Annotated in this window: 13 protein-coding genes; 11 read left to right on the plus strand and 2 right to left on the minus strand. The window is 47.7% G+C overall.

Annotation, left to right across the window (positions count from 1 at the left end; genetic code table 11):
* Positions 1 to 123: 123 nt before the first annotated feature.
* From B4C70_RS06735 to B4C70_RS06745, 3 genes are read left to right on the plus strand one after another with little or no spacing between them, the layout of a single operon-like run.
* Positions 124 to 1,509: a TcaA 3rd/4th domain-containing protein gene (locus B4C70_RS06735; RefSeq protein WP_290777806.1), complete on the plus strand. Its 1,386-nt coding sequence runs from the start codon at positions 124 to 126 to the stop codon at positions 1,507 to 1,509.
* A gap of 20 nt (positions 1,510 to 1,529) precedes the next feature.
* On the plus strand, positions 1,530 to 1,952 hold the full coding sequence (locus tag B4C70_RS06740; RefSeq protein ID WP_035395989.1) for a zinc ribbon domain-containing protein: 423 nt from the start codon (positions 1,530 to 1,532) through the stop codon (positions 1,950 to 1,952).
* Entirely contained in the window at positions 1,949 to 3,679 is a 1,731-nt protein-coding gene (locus B4C70_RS06745) for a zinc ribbon domain-containing protein (RefSeq protein WP_290777812.1), read from the plus strand. Before B4C70_RS06740 ends, B4C70_RS06745 begins: the two co-directional genes overlap by 4 nt.
* Positions 3,680 to 3,721: 42 nt before the next feature.
* On the opposite strand, the gene B4C70_RS06750 is transcribed toward B4C70_RS06745, so the two are convergent.
* Complete coding sequence (locus B4C70_RS06750) at positions 3,722 to 4,405, minus strand: hypothetical protein (RefSeq protein ID WP_174316611.1); 684 nt, start codon at positions 4,403 to 4,405, stop codon at positions 3,722 to 3,724.
* Entirely contained in the window at positions 4,402 to 5,151 is a 750-nt protein-coding gene (locus B4C70_RS06755; RefSeq protein WP_290777816.1) for a hypothetical protein, read from the minus strand. The genes B4C70_RS06750 and B4C70_RS06755 overlap by 4 nt, the downstream gene beginning before the upstream one ends.
* 85 nt (positions 5,152 to 5,236) lie before the next feature.
* Here B4C70_RS06755 and B4C70_RS06760 point away from each other — a divergent pair, with 85 nt between their 5' ends.
* The 8 genes from B4C70_RS06760 to B4C70_RS06795 all read left to right on the plus strand — a co-directional run bounded on the left by B4C70_RS06760 (position 5,237) and on the right by B4C70_RS06795 (position 15,131).
* Positions 5,237 to 6,469: a hypothetical protein gene (locus tag B4C70_RS06760; RefSeq protein WP_290777819.1), complete on the plus strand. Its 1,233-nt coding sequence runs from the start codon at positions 5,237 to 5,239 to the stop codon at positions 6,467 to 6,469.
* A gap of 408 nt (positions 6,470 to 6,877) precedes the next feature.
* Positions 6,878 to 7,624, plus strand: a complete 747-nt coding sequence (locus B4C70_RS06765) for a creatininase family protein (protein ID WP_058264572.1) — start codon at positions 6,878 to 6,880, stop codon at positions 7,622 to 7,624.
* A gap of 441 nt (positions 7,625 to 8,065) precedes the next feature.
* Complete coding sequence (locus tag B4C70_RS06770; protein ID WP_290777824.1) at positions 8,066 to 8,737, plus strand: response regulator transcription factor; 672 nt, start codon at positions 8,066 to 8,068, stop codon at positions 8,735 to 8,737.
* Positions 8,734 to 10,218 carry a HAMP domain-containing sensor histidine kinase gene (locus B4C70_RS06775; protein WP_290777827.1) on the plus strand — a complete coding sequence of 495 codons (1,485 nt, stop codon included), beginning with the start codon at positions 8,734 to 8,736 and terminating at the stop codon, positions 10,216 to 10,218. The genes B4C70_RS06770 and B4C70_RS06775 overlap by 4 nt, the downstream gene beginning before the upstream one ends.
* Positions 10,215 to 10,991: a DUF3919 family protein gene (locus B4C70_RS06780; RefSeq protein WP_290777830.1), complete on the plus strand. Its 777-nt coding sequence runs from the start codon at positions 10,215 to 10,217 to the stop codon at positions 10,989 to 10,991. Before B4C70_RS06775 ends, B4C70_RS06780 begins: the two co-directional genes overlap by 4 nt.
* Complete coding sequence (locus B4C70_RS06785) at positions 10,988 to 11,977, plus strand: ABC transporter substrate-binding protein (protein ID WP_290777833.1); 990 nt, start codon at positions 10,988 to 10,990, stop codon at positions 11,975 to 11,977. Before B4C70_RS06780 ends, B4C70_RS06785 begins: the two co-directional genes overlap by 4 nt.
* A 35-nt stretch (positions 11,978 to 12,012) precedes the next feature.
* Positions 12,013 to 13,422: a hexose-6-phosphate:phosphate antiporter gene (gene uhpT / locus B4C70_RS06790; RefSeq protein ID WP_223040859.1), complete on the plus strand. Its 1,410-nt coding sequence runs from the start codon at positions 12,013 to 12,015 to the stop codon at positions 13,420 to 13,422.
* A gap of 179 nt (positions 13,423 to 13,601) precedes the next feature.
* Positions 13,602 to 15,131 carry an FAD-dependent oxidoreductase gene (locus B4C70_RS06795; protein WP_290777836.1) on the plus strand — a complete coding sequence of 510 codons (1,530 nt, stop codon included), beginning with the start codon at positions 13,602 to 13,604 and terminating at the stop codon, positions 15,129 to 15,131.
* Positions 15,132 to 15,148 lie beyond the last annotated feature (17 nt).

Here is a 15,148-nt window from a genome sequence, read left to right on the forward strand (position 1 = left end):
TTAATATTACAATTCGTCATTCTAAAATATTCTGATGAAATATAGTAAAAAAGTTGAATGCATGTTAGTATTTTCTATGGTTATTTTTTACTATAAATAGATGACGAGTGAGGAGGACATCGAATGGCATGTGTGAACTGTTCGGATGCCGCAAGACGTGGACTGAAATTTTGTCCAAGTTGCGGTGATGCCCTAGAAAAACATGTAGAACACCCAGAACCTGTGAAAACAGAACGGGATGCGAGACCCGTGCGCTCTAAAAAGATGAGCAAGTCTGCGAAAGCGATTCTTCTGTCTGTCGTGTTAGTTGTCGTAGCAGGCGGCGCCTATTATGGACTCGCTACGCAATGGTTCACGGTTGAAGCGACGACGAATGAAGTACGTGACGCGATTCGCTCAGGTGACGCTGCGTTACTCGCTGAGCATACAGAATTTAATGGAAAGCCGATCGACCAAAAAATGGCGCAACGCTTTTTAGATGCCTTGAAAGAGACGCCGGAACAAAAGAAATCATTCATGGATTATTTATTGATGGCTGGTGCGTCGATTCAAGCAGAAAACGAAAGTGACGTTCCTGGTCAAATCGTAGCAAACGGTCGTCAGCTCGGTATTTTCAAGGATTATCGCCTCCGTCTGGATACTGTCAAAACGGAAGTCGTCAGTAATTTTAAAGGAACAAAGGTCACACTCGTGAATCCGGTCGGAACGGAAAGCAGCAAGGCGTCGGAAGAAGGCATCATGATGGACGGTGTCTATCCGGGATTGACCGATGCGAAGATTGCGTATGACGGTGAATATGGAAAAGAAACGAGTGAGGTCACGATCAACCCGTTGACGCTGGATGCGTCGGATCGCAAATTCGAAATCACGTTAAAAGGGGATGCAATCGAACTGGATCAGACCTATCCGGATGCCTATTTGATCGTTGACGGGAAGTCGACTTCTAAACAAGTGTCGGACTTGAAGAACTACGGACCGATCCCGAAAAACGGAATCAAGCTCTCAGTCGAGAATGACTTCCCGTGGGGAGAAGAAACGTCAGATGAGATTCTCGTCAAACCCGATACGAAAAAAGCGACCTTCACATTCAAACCGTCTGAAGCCGTTTTAAACGAACTTCAGGGAGTCGTCGAAGCGCATGCATCTGACTGGGTCGATGCAGCGATCTATCAGGATACGAGTTACTTCTCGCTCGTTGATGATGCGTCATATCTCGCAAAACAACAAAAGAACTATGACGATTGGAGCCGGAAGGACTTGGAGTGGGACGGTGAATTCATGAACGCATCGATTGATCGTTCTTCAGCGAAGTTCGTCGAATATGGCGATACGGTCGGCATCGAAGTCATGGCGACGACATACATCCGGGGTGAAATGTACACACCGGATAGTGAATCACCAGGAAAATCGACCGCAAAATCCCTCTTCCGTTATCTCTTCACGTATACGAGTGGTGAAGATAGTTATGAAGAAGAGTTCCGAATTCAGCAAGCAACGAACATCAAATGAACATAAGGGAGGCTATACAGATGATGGATTGGCAATCAGTCAAATCACGTTTTCAAGGAATGACAGCAAAAGAATTACAGGAACAGGCCGAGCAAGCACGACGTGAGAAAGGGCGCTTGTTGTATGAAATCGGTGAGCGGCATTACATGAAGCTCCGAAGTGAAGGACGTCGTCAAGAAATCGAGGAGATTCTTGCGCAAGAAGTACTCGTATTTGGCGCCTTGTCACGGATCGACGAGATGGAAGTCGAAGCGGCTCAAAAACAATGCAAGTCATGCCGTACGACGCTTGAGCCAGGCGCGAAGTTCTGCGGGAAATGCGGTACGTCCGTCCCGCGCGAGAACGAACAAGCGAAAGTTGAATGCATGACGTGCCACACGCCACAACGAAGTGAGCAACACTATTGCACATGTTGTGGATCGGAAATGGGGCAACGTCTATGAAATATTGTTCGACCTGTGGACAAGCGCATGCTCCGCACGCCCAGTACTGCGAAGTAGACGGAACACCCTTAGACAAGCAGGGTCGTCCTATCCGTTTTGAACAAGCTGCGCATTTCTGTGTCGGTTGCGGTACACAAATGGATGGTCGTTCGTCCTACTGTCCGAATTGTGGACATTCGCGTCTTGTCGCCGCGACATCGGAAGAATCGCTCGTGGATCGTCTACCGGGCATGCACGATATTCGACAAAAGCTAAAGTCGCAAGATTGGAATGTGAATCTTCCGTGGAAAGAGCGGGGACGAGCATTCTTATCGCGATTCGATCTATCACTCGGGAATCCGAGTCTTGCGATTGGTAGTATCACTGGGGTCATCTTTTTTGCTGCCATCATCGTCTTATTATTCATCATGCTGGGTCTTCTCAGCGATAATCCGGCACTCGAAGGAGTCAAGACGGTGCAACAAAACATGGGAGACGACTTTAGTACGTTCGGTATGTTCTTCTTCCTCGCATTCGTTGCGCTTGCTGGTCTACAACTGACATCAAGTGAAGACTTGAAGTCGCGCTTTCTGACGGAAGTGACAGGTAACGATACGGAATATTTCTCTGAAATTCAAAAATCTGTCAATCAGCTTGATTTTCATATTTTCTCAGGGCACTTCTTGTTGTCCTTACCGGGGCTATTTCTTCTTATCGGAAGTGCCTGGTTACTCGAACGCGGTGGTGTCATAGGAATCAAGGCGACATCGTGGAATGAACGCATTGAACGTGCTGTCGTATTCGCCCTGACGTTATCAGTGATCACGCTGGTCGTCGGATTGTTTGCGACGGACTTCGGAATCTTCGATCTGCATCTGTTCGCTGGGATGATTCGTATTTTCATTCTATCGTTTGCTGGTGTCCTCTTATTCCAATTCATTGGTCAAACGAATCTCGACGGTTCTTGGCAGGTCGGACGGATTGCCGCGACGACGTTGATGAGCATCTACTTGCTCGGTGTCCTTCTGACATCGTTCGGGCAACTGTATTACATTAATCAGATGGATGAACTGGACGAAGTCGAATTCGGTGAATCCGCAAGCCTTGTTCTGTTGAGTGGCGCATCTCCGTTTTACGCGATGTCACAAGCAGGACAAGTCGACTTCAAGATGACTGTCTTGACGGAAGACTTCCATCTAGGTGCTGCCTTATATGGCGAAGACCGCTTAAGTGATCTTCAACGGCCGGTCGAAGAAGCCGGAGAAGCATCGAATCTCGGTCGCATTCAAGGAATCATCTACAATCAGATTGAAAATGGAGAAGAGCCGACACTCGATCCGAAAGTGACACGTTTCGATGAGACCGTGGATGCGGGACTGTTGACACGCTTCGCACAAATGGCAGATGCCTCCACGTCGTTCGAAGAAGAACAACTTATCAATTCAAGTGTCGCCCCGTACGGCTTGATTGCTTTGATTCTGATGTTCGTCATTCACGTCGGAATCGCTTTCCGCTGGATCCGGACGTTACCTGGTGTTGCAATTTATGCTGGTGTGTTCTTGGTCGGTGGACTTCTTTTAGCTTACTTCACACAAGCACGACTTGAAATTCAATGGGACAACGATTTATTAGCCGGTATCGTCGTCTCTACGTTGACATGGTGGAATGCGTTCATGCTCTTCCTCTTCCCGTTCCTCGGCGGATTGGCAGGGTATGGATTGAGCCGCTTCAAAGATACAAAAGGATGATTCAAAAAACGCTTGTCTCCGTTTTCGAAGACAAGCGTTTTATCATAAGGATTGTTTGGTCGTCTGTTCAAAGTCGATCGTCGAGTCCTGCTCAATGCCCATACTATGGAATGTCAGGCTGCCGTCTTCATTAAACGTGATCTCTAAAGCTGACTCATAAAAGTAGAGCATCAAGCTGTTATCGGAATTAAAACGTCCGCTGTACGAATAGTCATCGAGGGGTTGTCCTTCAAAATCACGGGCATCATGAACCGTCAATGTCGCCTCACGATTCGGACGTGTCACGACATCGATCGTCGCATCGGTATAATCTTGCTCGTACTCGCCTTGATCGCTCGTCGAGTAAGTATAGGTTCCTGCCACGTCACGAAACGCCTTCTCTACTTTATTAAGAGTCCGGTGGCGGCGTGCGGCTTCGTTCGCGAGTGCTCGGTCACCAAACGTCTGGTTCATGACCCGTTCCGCGTAACGTACAGCATCGGTCGTCTGATTCATGAATAAAGCGGCTTCTAGGTCGTGAAACGCTTTTTGTTGTTGTGTCAGCGCAATCAGACGTTTATCCGTCGCTCCTTCTGCACGAGCTTTCTCACGCCATTGTTGTTCTTCGTAAAGGTCTCCGGAAAGCGTGCTTTGAGCACTTTGCTTTAAGTAAAGATCCGCTGAATCCTTGTTACAGCCACTTAGTACGAGAGCTGTAAAGAGAAGAGGAAGTACACGTGACATCATGAGGTAGCCTCCTTCTTGAACGTTCGTTTAATCGATGTGATGTAATACTGTTCGTCATCGAACGTGATTTCATATTCGACGTTAGCGCGATGAGATGGCTGGTTTTCCATATCGAAGTCTCGTCGATCGTATGTTTCGGTCGTCTCGACATGGAAGTGTGTTTCATCAATGGCTTTTATGACGTCGAACGTCATATTCTGTAAGGCGACGTGGCTCGTTGGACTTTCTTCTGAAAAGGCGAGTCGATTGCCGAAGGACTCGCGTTCGTCCTCCGTCAAATCATCGTCTGCATAGAACAAGTCGGCATACGGTATGTATTCATCGAGTGACGCGTCGTAGTATTCCCAGTCACCGCCCGTTTCGTTTCCGATCGAAGGAAGACGCTCGGCATACGTACTCAAAAAGTGGTATAGCGAATCAGGTGATGCCGTATCAAACGTGAGGAAATCCTCAAGTTCGTCATCTGTAAGCTGGTTTCGTTGAGTCGATGAGAAACCTTCCGGCAAGACCTGATCGACATCCGCAGCGGACCGCGTCAGTTCACTTGTTTTAAACAACGGTTGTGCAGCTTGATATTTCAAGTAACCGAACGTACCTCCACCGATACAAAGCATGAGAAGTAACAATCCGATGAACCATGATTTTTTAGATGAACGGGACCGCGTCCGATGATTCTTTTGACCACAGACCGGACAATAGATCATCTGGTCATTCATCGGGGTTTGACAATTCGAACAATGTGACACAAAAAAGCACTCCTTTCTTACCTTTGTCATTATAATGTAAAATAAAGATAAAAAATAACAATATTTTTAAAAAGGAGAGGGAATTATGGATCCATATGAACGATTAGGGATATCGCGTACCTCATCGATGAAAGAATTGGAGCAAGCGTACGCTGAAAAGTTAGAAGCGCATCCAGACGAATCTGAGGAACGGACGGAAATCGAACGAGCATACGTCGTCATCAAGTATGAGAAAAAACAAAAGAATAAGCGGAATAAGCGAACGGTTGGAATCGGAGCGCTCGTTCTTCTGCTCGCTGCCGGTGGAGGGACATATTTCTTCTTGAATCAGGAAGAGACACCTCAAGCGGTCGAGCGTAAAAAACAGAATGCTTCATTCGTCATTGGTGAGGAAGAGAAGAAGAGTGAGGAGAAGACGGATTCGAAATCGTCGCAAGATCCGGAAACACAGCAAAAACCAGACTCGAAGGCAGTATCGGAACAAGACTATAAAGATATCCAAGATATTTCGGCACTTTTCTTCCGAGAACTCGAAGATGCATTGACAGACCGAAGTGTCAAAGGACTTTCCGTCAGCACCGATACTTACAATCAGACATTCCAAGGAAGCTTGAATGACTTAGTCACAGGCGGATACATCTTTGACGGAGAGCTCAGCGTCAAGGACATTCCTCAAAACGACATCACGATTAAAGGGGACCAAGCAACGGTCAAAGCGACAGTCGACTATTCCTCTCGGTCGTACCAACCCTATCTACATGAACGTCCGGAATCGAGTACGATCGTCTGGGAATTGAATCTCGTCAAGTCCGGGAAAGACTGGCTCGTCAATCAGCGGAAATCTCTCTCGGATTCAGCGGACGGTAGAGGGATGGAAGTCCGGGAGTCCGTCAAAGGAGATATCATCGATACGGTTCACCAGCATGCGAAGGAATGGGAGCAGGCATATATCGATAAAGACACGTCTGCGTTCACGTTATTCACGTCGGCTGCTTACTTGAACAAACAACAAAGTTATTATGCCAGCATGAATAAACGTGGTGTTTATTGGGATGGATACCTCGATTCGGTCGAATATTCACCGGCATCGATCACGGTCAGCGAAAAAGCAACGGATTTATCGGCTACGGTCGAAGCGCTCTGCTATTACGAGGGTGATTATTATCGAGAAGAGGATGATTCTCTTGAGGAGAGCGACCCAGGAGAAGACATCCCATTCAAGTATTATCTGAAATATGATGTGAAGAATGAACGTTGGTATATCATTGATTCACAACCACTGAAATCATTTAGCCAAAACGATACGACGACCTATTAAATCGGAGAAGAACTTCTCGTGAAAAAAATCGTAGTAGCATCGACACTTGCTCTTATGCTCAGCTCAAAGACGTAGAACTCCCTAATGCCCTAGGAGCGGTCATCTACAAAGAACATGATGCATCAGGAGCATGGAAATACAAAATGGCAAATGACTACAAATCAATCAGATAAAGTTTGTGAAAACGGTCGGGATCGACCGTTTTTTTCGTGCTTAGCTCTGCAGCAACGGTAACATTGTGAGAAATTGTCATGTCACGAAAGAATGATGATCTTTTATTTAGATATGTAAGAACACCATACTATTTGTATGGCATCGCATTAACAATAAATGGTTTTTTGGTGGTATAGTCGAATTATTCAGTCTTTCTAAATAAGACTTTTATAAAAATCATCAACGGGGGTACGTATGTTAAGTTTTAAAAATTCAACAACAGAAGTGAGTGACAGTGGAACAGATATTGCTATTTTATCAGTTGGAGCGACAGAACAATTTGGACCATACTTGCCAATGCATTTAGATACATTGATCGCAGAAAAATATGCCGAACACTACGGAGAAGTATTAAACGCTTATGTGTTACCAACTATTCCATTTAATACTTCAGAAGAACATGCCAATTGCAAAGGTACTATTACAGTAAGTCCAACAGTTTTAACAACAATGCTAGAAGAAATAATAATTAATTTAAACAGACAAGGATTCAAAAAGTTCGTCCTTTGTAATGGACACGGAGGTGCATATTGGGAATCTTCATTCGTTAAACACATGAACTACAAATATCCAGAACTACTTGTAATTACTACATATCGTTATTTAGCGTGGGAAGAAGCGTTAGAAGAAGTAAATTTAGAAGGCCATAATGAGATGCACGCAGGGTTATTATCTGTTTGTGCTGCAATGTGGCTATGTCCGGAATTAGTTAAGCTGGAATCTATGGGTTCTGATGTGCCTCCAGAAAACAGAAAGTTTGCTGACTATATGTTTTGGGATAAATTAACCGAAGATGGTTGTTGGGGTAAGTTCGATAAAGAAACATACTCTCCAAATCAACTAGCTGAAATTGGAGAAAAATTTTGGACTTCCTTTATTTCTAAAAGAGGTGAAAACTTGAAAGATATTCTCGAAGAAGCATATCTAAAAAAAATGAATTAAAGATTGCTACCGCACTGCGGAACGTCGAGTGGAATCGCTTCGCTCCCTCCTTTCACTCTTCAGAAAAGACCTCGTATGCAGTTTTCCAATCCACAAACTTTCTTAGTCGATTATTAATTAAAGTAGCTAATTTTTGTTATTTCAACTGTATACTTTTCGGGGAGCATATCAGATTATGTGCCACCCTCATCTCGTAACAAGAAGAATGACGCGTTCACACAACTCCTACAGGAAAAGCGCATGTTTGCGCTACCAGAGACAAACAACACCCGTTTTCCTGCTTGAATGAAGCAGGAAAACGGGCTTGTATCTCGCCTGAAGAAAGGGTTTGAAAAGACGCGTTATTCTTTTTTTTGAGTCGTTTGTCCATCCGGTGGGATTGCAAGCGATTCCATGATACGCTAGGGAACAGAAAAACCTGTTCAGAAAGAAGGAATTCCTATGCATATTCTTGTCATCGATGATGAAGCGAGCATCCGGCATCTCGTCAAACTGCAACTTGAGCTCGATGGTCAAACGGTCGAGACGGCAGCGGACGGGGCAACGGCACTCGCATTGCAAGAGATACAAACCTTTGATTTAATCATTCTCGATTTGATGCTCCCGGATACGACCGGCTTTGATTTGATTCCCAAGCTGCGGAAGACGACACCTGATTTACCAATCTTGATGCTGACAGCACGTGATCAAATGAACGATAAAATCATCGGGCTGCAGCTCGGAGCGGATGATTATATGACCAAACCGTTTAATGGAACAGAGCTCGTTTTACGTGTGAAAAATCTGTTGAAACGCGTAAAGATGGTCGCGCCACCCATGCCTGTCGTGACGGATCCCTTCTTATCGGTTGATCCGGAAGAACGCGTCATTCGTCTCGATGGTCAACCGTTGCCGCTGACGTACCGAGAGTATGCGTTACTCGCACTCTTCCTGACTCATCCGAAACGGGTCTTCGAGCGTGACGAACTGCTCGAACAGGTCTGGGGCTTTGACTTCTCCGGTCAGACCCGCGCCGTCGATATCATGGTCCAGCGCTTACGGAAGAAACTCGGAGCGCAAGGGGAGCGGATCAAGACGATTTACGGTGTCGGCTACAAGTGGGTCGACGCATGAAGCTACGTCAAGTCATCACGGAAAACTTCGTTTTGCTCCTCGTTCCGGCATTACTTGTCCTCTTTTTAATTCTCTATGCCTTTATTCAATCGAACCTGTATGAGAACGCCGTCGAGTCTGTCCAAAAACTGAGTCGGGAAGCAGAACTCTATACGACGAACTATCTCGCGAGCGAAGAGACGGACTCGCTCGCCGATACGGCTGTCCCGATTGCTTCCTACTTAGCAGACCGGTTCGACGCGCGCGTCCAGTTGTTCGGACCGAACGCGGAACTACTTGCCGATTCGGAGCGCGATCAATTGCCACTTCTCGCAGGGGACATTGATCAAGCCTTAAAAGAAAAATCGAGTTATCTGTTCCTCAAAGAGACCGATGTTCCCGTACTGTTCTTCTCAAGCCCGCTGTATGGTGAGACAGACGTCATCGGCTCGGTCCGCTTTCTCGTCGATCTCCGGACGGAAGCGGAACTGCTTCGACAATTTACCTATGTCTTTACCGGTGTGTTTCTGATGTTGATCGTGATTGCCGTTTGGACAGCGCGGCGGATGGCGAAGACATTGATCGGACCGATCGATGATTTACGGAGCGTTTCGCACGCCTTGACGAAAGGGCACTATGCGCATGCGCTACCGGCATATCCATATGAGGAATTGAACCGACTGGCAGCGGACTTCTCGACGCTTGCTGACGCGATTCAGCACAACATCGGGCAACTGGAGCAACAACGAAATGACCAACAAACGTTCATTGATCACATCACCCATGAACTTCGAACACCGATGACGGCGATCATGGGCTACGTCGAGTTAATTCCGAAGCTGCCGCCAGACGAAGCAGCGCACTGTTACCACTACATCGAGATCGAGAGCCAGCGCTTATTACGACTCGTCTCGCATAATCTCGAACAGGCGAAACAACAGCGCAACGAACGCCACGCGACGTCGACGATGTTCGCACTCGATGCCTTGCTCGCAGACGCCTTATTCATCATGCAACTGCGACTTGACGGACAAGGGATTCAAGTCGAACAGGATGTTCCGCCTATTTACGTGCTCGGACAACCGGATCAGACGAAACAAGTCTTGTTAAATCTTCTCGAGAATGCCGTCAAATACAGTGACGCGATGACGGTGAAGTTCGCAGTAGTCAGTACGGACACGAGCTTACAACTTCTCATGACAGATGACGGAATTGGTATGGATCCAGCCGTCCTGACCGAATGGAAGGATGAGCAACATAGTCTGACGACGGCGAGCGGGAATGGACTCGGTCTACCGCTTTGTCGGCGTTTGATGCAGGAACAAGGCGGTGATTTTGTACTGGAAAGTGATGCGAGCGGTACACGTATCACACTTACGTTCCGATTAGCCGATCAAACGTTATGTAATCGCTTACAAATGATACATTTACGAAACAATTCGACCGGATTTACGAAACAATTGCCCCGTAATCTAAGAATCAAGCAAGGAGAGGAATCATGAAAGCATCGACCATCGCCTATCTCTTCCTGATGGGGGTCTTGTTTGCCCTCGGTCTTCTTTTGCTTCAGCAGACGGTTTTCGGACGCTTACATGTCCTCGATGGACCAAAACGACTGAATGCTTCCGATGACTCGCTGCCGACGGAGTTGACATTACGTCACCGGGCATGGGGGGAGCAGACGGTAGAAGACGGAACGGAAGTCCAGCGTATCACGACGCTATTGAAGCAAATGAAGACGGTGACAAACGGGACCTGTCCAGCAGATACTGCGACATTTGACGGGACGCTTCGTTTCTTAAACGGAACGACGTGGACGTTCTCGCTCGGGGAAAGCATGACACTGAATGGACAATGTGTTGCAAAACGTCCCAGCACCCAAACGACGACATTAAAAGCACGGTTCTTAAACGCCTATCACGAACCGGAACAGCTCGCGCGTCAATTTGCTGAGGCGGAAGTCGTGACATGGTATGCAGCGGGACGGTCGCGTACTCTAACCGCACGCGAGCGTGAAGACGTCAAGCGTCGCCTGGCGCAAGCAGAGCCGATGACGGACTACGAAGAAGTCGGTCAGGCACTTGATGCGAGTCAGCGGCAGCCGCGCATTCTCAAGCTCCAGCGGTTCAAGAATGAGCAGAATACGCGTGCCAATCTGCTGAACATCACCGTATACGAGACGTTGTTTAGCGTCCAGTACATGGATGATGACAATGGGAACACCTTCTATTTAAACGGACAACTCCTGCCGACCGGGAAGGAGGCAAATCGATGAGAAAAGGAATGCTCTTCTTGCTGAGTATCATTTGTCTCATGAGCATTTGGATCGTCCGCAACAATGAACAGACGAAGCAGGGAACGGCTGCACGGGAAACCGTTCCGCATTTGACGGCGTATGTCTCCGCGAAAGAGGATATCGGTCGCGCCTTGCTGTCGTCATATTGTGAGCAGGCGGGTTGTACGTATGAGTTCGTGCGTCTCTCGACAGAAGAACTCGTCCGGCGTGTGACGAAGGAAGCGGATCACCCGCGTGCCGACGTCATCATCGGCGGAACGTGGGATGCCCACCAGACGCTCAAACAACGCGGCTTGTCGACACCGTTCCCAAGCGACATGGATCAAGCAGAACTGCAGGATCCGGATCGCTACTGGATCGGCTATGAAGTCGAACGCTTAGCGATCGTCATTAATACAGACGTCTGGAACGAGCGGTTCGGGGCGGCACCGTATCCGAAGACGCTCGCTGACTTGACGGCAAAGCGGTATCAGGACGAGTTGATTTTGCCGGATCCGAACCATTCTGGTACCGGTGCGACGATCCTGCAAGCGGTCTTTGACGGATACGGAACGAAGGCGGAAGAGGTCTTACGCCAGCTAATCGAGCGAACACGACTATTCACGGCGAACGGCTTTGCACCGACGTCGTATGTCGCAAGTGGGGAAGCGATGCTTGGGGTCAATTTCATCGGGGATCAACAATCGCTGCGCGAAAAGTATTATCCGGTCAAAAGCATTCCACTCGATACGTACTCGATCAACGCGATTTCAAAGCTGAAAGGACGGACGCAACAAAAGCAGGCGAACGCCTTCATGCGTTTCGTGCTTTCAGCAGACGGTCAGGCCATCTTGCGGAAAGTCTCGTTTGGTACGCCGACCTATGCGATCGCGAAGACACAACCGATCCAGCAAAACGTCGGACAGGATATCGTCGCCGATTACCGGGATTATCTCCGTCGATTCAATCAGCTCCAGGACAAATGATGCGAAGACTCTGATTCAGATAGGGGAAATGGAAGATGGGCTTCTTCAGCATCAAAAAATTGCCGAATGCCGGCATACCAATCGAAGTACAACGGAAACAATGGTTACAACAATTCTTAAAGGCATTTTTAGTCGTCTTCTTCTCATACATGGCGATGTATCTCATCCGGAACAACTTCAAGGCAGCGCAACCGCTCTTGAAAGAGGAACTCGGCTTTACGACGACGGAACTCGGATATATCGGCTTTGCCTTCTCGATTACATACGGAATCGGGAAAACGTTACTTGGTTATTTCGTTGACGGGAAAAATACGAAACGTGTCATCTCGTTCTTATTGATCTTATCTTCTTTAATTGTCACCGCGATGGGACTGTTGATGAGTGCCGGAGGAAGTCCGGTCGGTCTCTTGATGGTTTTATGGGGACTCAGTGGGTTCTTCCAATCGGTTGGGGGACCGTCGTCGTACTCGACGATTGCTCGCTGGACACCGTTTGAAAAACGTGGACGCTACCTCGGCTTCTGGAACGTTTCGCACAACATCGGTGGAGCGATTGCCGGGGGTCTCGCCCTTTGGGGAGCGAACGTCTTCTTTAACGGCAGTGTCGTCGGGATGTTCATCTTCCCAGCTGCGATCGCGCTCGTCATTGGGATTGTCGGTCTGTTCATCGGGAAGGATGATCCGGAAGAGCTCGGGTGGAATCGGAGTGAAGAAATCTTCGAGGAACCGATCGAACCGGAAAATATCGCTGCTGAAAGTATGACGAAGTGGCAAATCTTCAAAACGTACGTCATCTCGAACCCCTGGATCTGGACGCTCTGTATCGCGAACGTCTTCGTTTATATCGTCCGGATCGGGATTGATAACTGGGCACCACTCTACGTCACGGAACACTTGCACTTCAGCACAGAGAGTGCAGTCAATACGATCTTCTTCTTTGAAATTGGTGCGTTATGCGGCAGTATGATTTGGGGTTACGTATCCGACTTACTCAAAGGACGCCGGGCGCTCGTCGCAGCGATCTGTCTCTTACTGACGGCTGTCGCGGTCCTCGGTTATCGTTACGGTACGAGTGAACTCATGATTTACGCGTCATTGTTCGCACTCGGTGCGCTCATCTACGGACCACAGCTCTTGATCGGTGTCTCGGTCATCAGCTTCGCACCAAAACAAGCGACGACGGTCACGAACGGGATGGTCGGTACGTTCGGTTACTTGTTCGGTGATTCAATCGCAAAAGTCGGTCTAGCGAAAATCGCTGATCCGGAGACGAACGGTCTAACGATTGGTTCGGTTACATTACACGGCTGGAGTGATACATTTATCATCTTCAATGCGGCGTTACTGTTCGGTTTGATCGCCCTCGCGATCGTCGCCGTCGTCGAGGAGAAAAAGATTCGTCGCCTCGGACTGCTGGAACGCCAAGCGGACAAACTAAGTTCATGAATATGGACAGCCTCTTGATTAAAAAGGGGCTGTTTTTTGTTGCTCATATTTAAGGTCTAAAAACTTCGGATGACGTTCTTATATAAAAAATATCTTTTGTGCATGTTTTGTCGCAGACAGGGAAGCACTAATACTATCGAAGTTGATTGTTGTGCCTGTTTGAAGAGAGGAGTTTTTGTATGTCTGAATTATCCGGTTTCCCGTCATCGTATTGGAAAGCATCATCTGCTGGTGTATCGTATCCACCCCTTGAGACAGACACAAAACATGATGTCGTCATCGTTGGAGCTGGCATTGCCGGTTTAGTCACCGCTTTGCAACTCGCAGAACGAGGGTATGACGTGGGTGTTATTGAAGCAGAAGAGGTGGCAGCTGGTACGACTGGATATACGACGGCAAAGGTGTCGTCTCAACATGGTCTCATCTATGATCAATTGATCAAAAGTGTAGGAGAGGACAAAGCACGACTTTATTATCAAGCAAATGAAGAAGCCATTACGTTTCTTCGTCATCAAGTCGAACGTCTTGATCTAGCGTGTGAGCTTGAGACCCAAGACGCGTATCTGTATGTCTCTTCTTCAAAAGAGAATGCGATGGATCGTGAAATCAAAGCGTATGCTCGTCTTGATATAAACGGTGGCGATGCGACAGATGAAGTACAGAAAAAGTTGCCGTACACCGTGAAGCGGGCGGTCGTTCTGCGCGATCAAGCACAGTTTCATCCCGTCAAGTACTTACAGGGCTTAGCAGAACATTTCGTCCGACAAGGTGGGACGCTGTATGAAAAGTCACGGGCGACGACGGTTGAAAGTAATCGAACACCGACGATCGTCCTTGAGAATGGACATCGTATTGAAGCTAAGAAGGTCGTGATCGCAACCCATTTTCCGTTTCATGATTTCAAAGGATTATATTTTTCGAAGCTTGAAGTTCATCGATCGTACATCGTTTCAGGATTCGTCGACGATTCGTTTCCTGACGGTATGTTCATGAGTGCCGATCAACCAAGTCGTTCTTTACGACACACACGTACTTCGGACGGTCGTCGATTAGGACTGTTTAGTGGTGAAAATCATTTATCGGGTCACGAAACGGAAACGATGGCACGTTATCAGCACTTAGCTGATTTTGCGACGAACGCCTTTCAAGTGGAAACGTTCGACCGATTTTGGTCGGCGCAGGACTTAATTACACTGGATCACATCCCGTATGTCGGTCAAATGACAGCAGATGACCCGAACGTCTTTGTCGCAACCGGATTTGCAAAATGGGGCATGACGAATGGTATTGCGGCAGGACTGTTACTCAGTGATCTTTTAACTGGGACACCGAATCGGTTTCGACATCTGTTTGATCCGACGCGATCAAAACTTAAAGCAGTCGACGCGACCCAATTCATCAAGAATAACGCGGATGTCGCGATCGAACTCGTAAAAGGGAAAGTATCAAAAGCACATCGTGACGCAAAAGATCTTCAGCCTGACGAAGGAGGACTTGTGCGGCATCATGGAAAGACAGTCGGGGGATATCGTGATCCTGCCGGAAGTCTTCATCTCGTTTCAACGACGTGTACCCATATGGGATGTGATACGAAGTGGAATGCAGCCGAACGCTCATGGGACTGTCCGTGCCATGGTTCGCGCTTTGCACACGACGGGGCAGTGATGGAAGGACCTGCTGTTAAACCGTTAAAAAAGAGGGAAGAGTAAACAATATGCTCGTTGAA

It is taken from the genome of Exiguobacterium sp. UBA5002 (assembly GCF_002396765.1).
In the GTDB taxonomy this organism is placed as follows: domain Bacteria; phylum Bacillota; class Bacilli; order Exiguobacteriales; family Exiguobacteriaceae; genus Exiguobacterium_A.